This is a genomic window from Treponema sp. (assembly GCF_052169735.1).
Lineage (GTDB): Bacteria > Spirochaetota > Spirochaetia > Treponematales > Treponemataceae > Treponema.
Genome location: NZ_JBQNBW010000100.1, coordinates 1 through 5,006, shown reverse-complemented (window position 1 = coordinate 5,006; position 5,006 = coordinate 1). Strand labels below are relative to the sequence as shown.

Below are 5,006 nucleotides of genomic sequence, written 5' to 3'. Positions count from 1 at the left end.
CCCCCCCACTACACCACTCTCTTTCACTTTGTCATCCTCCTTCTAGGATAAAGTGTTGTTTTTATGCAGATTTGCTGTAGAAATCAGCCGTATGCTTCTGTTATTCACATAGGGCGGTTTCTATCGGCTTTAATACCCTTGGGCATCCCTAAAAACTTGGTTAGATTTTAGAGGTTCCCTACAGCTTAATGGGCAAATGCGAAAGCATTAAATTCTCTGTATAATAAAATTCGATAGTACTGCTAAAATACAAATGCATTCTCAGCAGCAATTAATGAAACCTGTTCGGAAACTTCGCTTCTGAACAGGTTTCTTTGAAATGCGATGTTCTAAATCGTGCTCGTTAGAACTCGTCTACCTGTTCGAAAACGTAGTTATCGAATATATCTATTATATCACAGAGCAAAAAATTATTTCAACTGCTCTAAAGCAGCCCATGTTGTTCCGGATTGTTACTGCTAACCTTACGCTGGCTGATGTTTTATGCTATACGGAAAACCAATTCAACTTCAAAATCATTTGCTTTATAATGCCAAAAGATAAGGTCGGACGTTTGCGTTACAAAAATCGGGCTTAATGCTGTAAGTTTGTAGAGAAATGAATTTGGATTGAGGCTGTCTTGCCGTAAGTCCATCGTTATTTCATACTGATTGGTATCGTGTTTTCGGCACAGAAAGTAAGCTGTTTCATTGTACTCGGCTCCATTTACGATGAACCGGCGGTCTGCACCGTATAGGAAGGAACCGTTTGCTGCAGGGCTTGAACAAAACGAAAAAATAACGTCGTTTTTAATCTCTCTTCCGTTGATTCGTAGCCGGATCAATTCCGCTGCAGCCCGCTCCGCTGAACTGTTCTGCGCACTGGGCTGAGCTGCTGCCGTACCGCTCGGTACAGTGATCTCCGATTGGGTGCTGCTGCCGGACAAGGCTTTTGCAGTTCCTGCTGTGTTTGATACGTCTGCAGCGGCTATTTGTGCTTGCAGCTTTTCCAATTCTGACAGCAAGCGGCTTAAAAGGGTGCCATCTACTGCTGTATAGCCTGATGCAGCGCCCCCTGCCGGTAATGCAGGTGTGCTTAATCCCTCAGTACCGGAAATACCGCTCTCTCCAAGTGATCCCGCACTGCTGCCGAGTACGTTATTGAGTACACTCTGAAACGATGGAATGCTTCCGCTGTTTTGTGTCAAAGCGGCAAGCGTCCGGGCATTCAACCCATTGAGTAATTTGGACGGCTGTGCCGCTATCCGGCTGGATGCAGCAGAGCGAGTAGCAGCAGCACCGGCGGATGATCCTGCGGAACCAGCAGGGCTGACAGTCCCTGCTGCGGAGCTGTTAGCTGCTGCAGAAGAGTCCGCTGCGGAAGTCCGTTGAACGGTATGTTTTGGAGCAGTAATGCGTTGAAATTGCGGTTTTTGAATTGCAGGAGGCATCGGACGCTGCACTTCTCCATTCGCCCCCACTGCCGGAATCTGAGGAATTGCAGGCATGTCGGGTATGGACATCTGTGTAGAGGGCATTTGCGTATTCTTCGCTCCCGTCTCCGCGGCAAGCGGCGCAGTTGTATATCCTGTGTATAACCATGCGGTAAGACAAAATATGCAGAGTGCAACCGGCAGTTTTGAAAGCGTTGCTTCCAGCTCGCTCAGCCTCGCTTGTAAACTTACTATCGTGCGTTCTATTCGGCGCTTCTCGTTTTCCAGCTTGAGCCGCGGATCTTCATCCTGTTTTTTTGCCTTGAGCGTCTCCCGAACAAGCGCCGGACTGTTTTTGTGTAAAAAAAGCTCTTCTGCTGCGCTGCGTTTTTCAGGATTGGGGATATTTGCCACAACCTTCATCGCTTCGTACCCAAGCTCCGGTTTAACATCAAAGGCATGTATCTTTTCCAGCGTAGAGGCAGAGGTGCGCGGCAAACACAACACCCGGTCAATATAATCCTCATACCGCACCCCAGCCTGCTTACACAGCGTCCGCGCCTGCCCTAAAAGTCTCCCCAGTTCCTTCATCAGCTTACCGTCTTCCGTCATAATCGTTGTCCGGATTGTGTCCGTCAGCTCCAAAAGTTCAGGAGATTCCGCTAGAGCTATGGTATATACCTGTTTTTCTTCCGCTTTTTGTAAAAGCCGATGAAAATAGCTCCAAAAACGCTGGGTATGCACGCGGCCGGAACGGGTTCCATCCAATTCAAAGAGCCGATGATGGGTATATTCGTGGATGGCGGTATACAGGAGTTCATTATCAGTAGAGAAGTTTTTATTGTGGAGAAGAATCTCGTGCGTATCGCATTTATACAGCCCATTCACCTTTTTGCTTACTTTACCGGTAAATGTTACCGAAAAATCCAATTCAGTGTCTTCAATCTGTAATAATAATTCTTTTACTTGATCTTGATTCATCGTTCTCTCTCATTTTGCCATCTCCCAAGCACCGGAATTTGCAAGGCTGACGGCAAGCGCTGCGGCAACCGCTGTTTCAGTCCGCAAAATTCTCTGCCCCATAGTGTATGCACAAAATTGCTGTTCAGTAAATATGCTGCGTTCCGTCTGACTCCAGCCCCGCTCGCTGCCCACCGCAAGCCAAAGCGGCTCACAACCCTGCCATGACAAGGCAGTAAGCGGATAAGATGCCGCAGGGGGGACATCAAGCACAGCCCGTGTGTGTTTACGCCGAATTGACTCCCCGTATCGGGTAAAAAAATGCCGTAAACTATGAGCGCGGTACACCTCCGGAATCATAGTATCACCTGCCTGACAAGCCCCTTCGATTAACAGCCGCTCTACTTCACTCGGCGCTGCAATATCCGCTTGCTGATAGGATTTTTCGCCCAGTTCAGTACCGATAAGATACAAGGCTTCAATCCCAAGTCCCATACTATCCCGTAAAATTCGGCGAAGTTGAATAGGCCGAGGAAATCCTAGGATCAATCTGATATGCGGAAGCGGTCTTTGTTGCGCATCCATATCAGCATCACTGGCGGTAAACCGGGCGGTCAGCTGTTCTTCGGAAAAATCACAGATAACGGCAATTCCTTTCTTCCCATTGATAATACCGGCTTTGAATGCCGATCCGGTATGCAGCTTCAGCACCTTCTTAATATGCTGAAACCGTGCATCAGTTTTGTGAAAACGTACCGTTCCATCAGCAACTTCATCCTTTCGGAGTAAAATAATATTCATCGTAAGTACTGTCTACTTAATAATGCACCGTATTTCTCAATGCAAAGTTGAGAATCACATAAATAGTATAAAAAGCAAAGAGGACGAAGCCTTGTGGGCGGGTGATAACGCTGTTTTTACGGGTAGAACAGAACCTGAACATACCGAGAACCAGTACCATCGTGGGGAATTGCAAGTAATAAAAACCGATGGGAACTCTGATGCCTGCCGGAGTTACTGCAGCTGCAACACCAAGTACAAAGAGCACATTTAAAATATCAGCTCCAATGATATTGCCTGCTGCAAGCTCCCCGTGTCCCTTCCGTACTGCGGTAATTGCGGTAACCAATTCGGGAACGCTTGTGCCGAATGCTACCAGCGTAGCTGCAATGATACTCTGCGGAATACCGATTTTCAGCGCCGAAACTTCTACTGCCGGGATAAGCACCTTTGATGACAGTACTACAACCGCAATACCGGTAACCAACAGCAGCAAGAGCATCCACAGAGGTTTTTGTTCGGTATCATCATTTTTTTCTACGCCGGTATTTTCCTCTGCTGGAGAGCCGTCCATAGCATCCTTTGCCCAGCGGAACGATACATAAAGATAGCAGGCAAGCAGCATAACAAAACCCCAGCCCATCCACTGATAAATTTTTCCTTCTTGTCCGGGAGAAAAGAACGGCAGCGAAACAACCGTTAAAAGAAGCGCTGCAGCAAATTGCACCGTACCTTGCCGGCGGATAAGCCGTTTGTCTACCGGTACGGTACCCAACATAGCGGCAAGTCCGATAATGAGTGCCGTATCTGCGATAATCGATCCGACTGCATTTCCAAGCGCTAATTCGGCATTGCCCTTGATAGCAGCAAGGGTTGAAACCGATGCCTCCGGTAAGGTGGTGCCGAGACTGACAATCGTTGCGCCGATAATCATCTTAGGCATACCCCATTTTAGAGAAAGTGCGACAGCGCTATCAACCAGCCAATCAGCCCCCTTACTCAGGGTAAATAAACTGACAATGAGTACAAGCAAAGAGAGAAACACCGATGAATTTATTAAGAATCCATGTAAAAATGCTTCCATAATATACCTCTGTATTACGATATAGCGGGCATCTTCTCAAACTTGATTCGTGCGGATGGTTAATACTCACAAGCCGCGCCGGGGTTTTGATTTACAAACGGCTGCAAGCAGGTGTTTTTTATACAACAAGCCGAAGAATAGTGCGTTTTAAAGCTGCCCGTTGTTTCCAACACACCTGTGAAGGCTTTAGAAACCGGCTGCAAGGAACTATACCGATTTACCGGCGCTCACGCAATATCTCTCATGTGCGTGTCTGGGGCTAACCCTGTCAGGAAAATTGTGTAAATGGCTGAAAAGTCAAATACAGCGTTACTGTTTATGCCTAATCTTACACAGGATCGTGTTTTATGCTATACTAACGGCATGTTGGAAACTGTACCGGATAACCGTAACTATAAAGACTCCGTTTTTGTCGATCTATTTAGTACCGATGAAAAAGCAAAAGAGCGTTTTTTATCACTGTATAATGCATTACATGGTACAGAGCTGAAAGATACAAAGCAGCTAAAAAATGTTAGACTTGATCAGGTTCTCTATATGTCATTTTATAATGATGTATCTTATCTTGTTGAAAATAAAATCATAGTACTTGCAGAGCATCAAGCGACTATCAATCCTAATATGCCATTGCGCTGCCTTGAGTATGTTAGCCGTCTGTATGAAAAACTCTTTGAATCAAAGGAAAAGTATAGCCGTAAACAGCTGACTATCCCGATACCTGAATTTTATGTTTTTTACAACGGCAAAGAGCCGTATTCGCGGGAAATAACA

General features: G+C 46.3%; 4 protein-coding genes. 1 reads left to right on the top strand and 3 read right to left on the bottom strand.

The annotated features are described in order from the left end of the window. Nucleotides 1–481: 481 nt before the first annotated feature. Genes ACTTJ8_RS11330 through ACTTJ8_RS11320 form a run of 3 tightly spaced genes read right to left on the bottom strand, consistent with a single transcriptional unit; the run spans nt 482 to nt 4,235 of the window. Nucleotides 482–2,392 (bottom strand): hypothetical protein, encoded by a 1,911-nt coding sequence (locus ACTTJ8_RS11330; protein ID WP_442721251.1) that lies wholly within the window; start codon nt 2,390–2,392, stop codon nt 482–484. Nucleotides 2,393–2,401: 9 nt separating this feature from the next. Further along, nucleotides 2,402–3,172 carry an RsmE family RNA methyltransferase gene (locus ACTTJ8_RS11325; protein WP_442721250.1) on the bottom strand — a complete coding sequence of 257 codons (771 nt, stop codon included), beginning with the start codon at nt 3,170–3,172 and terminating at the stop codon, nt 2,402–2,404. Between the two features lie 16 nt (nt 3,173–3,188). Continuing rightward, nucleotides 3,189–4,235, bottom strand: a complete 1,047-nt coding sequence (locus ACTTJ8_RS11320; RefSeq protein ID WP_442721249.1) for a calcium/sodium antiporter — start codon at nt 4,233–4,235, stop codon at nt 3,189–3,191. A gap of 363 nt (nt 4,236–4,598) precedes the next feature. Here ACTTJ8_RS11320 and ACTTJ8_RS11315 point away from each other — a divergent pair. Continuing rightward, a partial coding sequence (locus ACTTJ8_RS11315; protein ID WP_442719202.1) for an Rpn family recombination-promoting nuclease/putative transposase occupies nt 4,599–5,006 on the top strand: 408 nt, incomplete at its 3' end.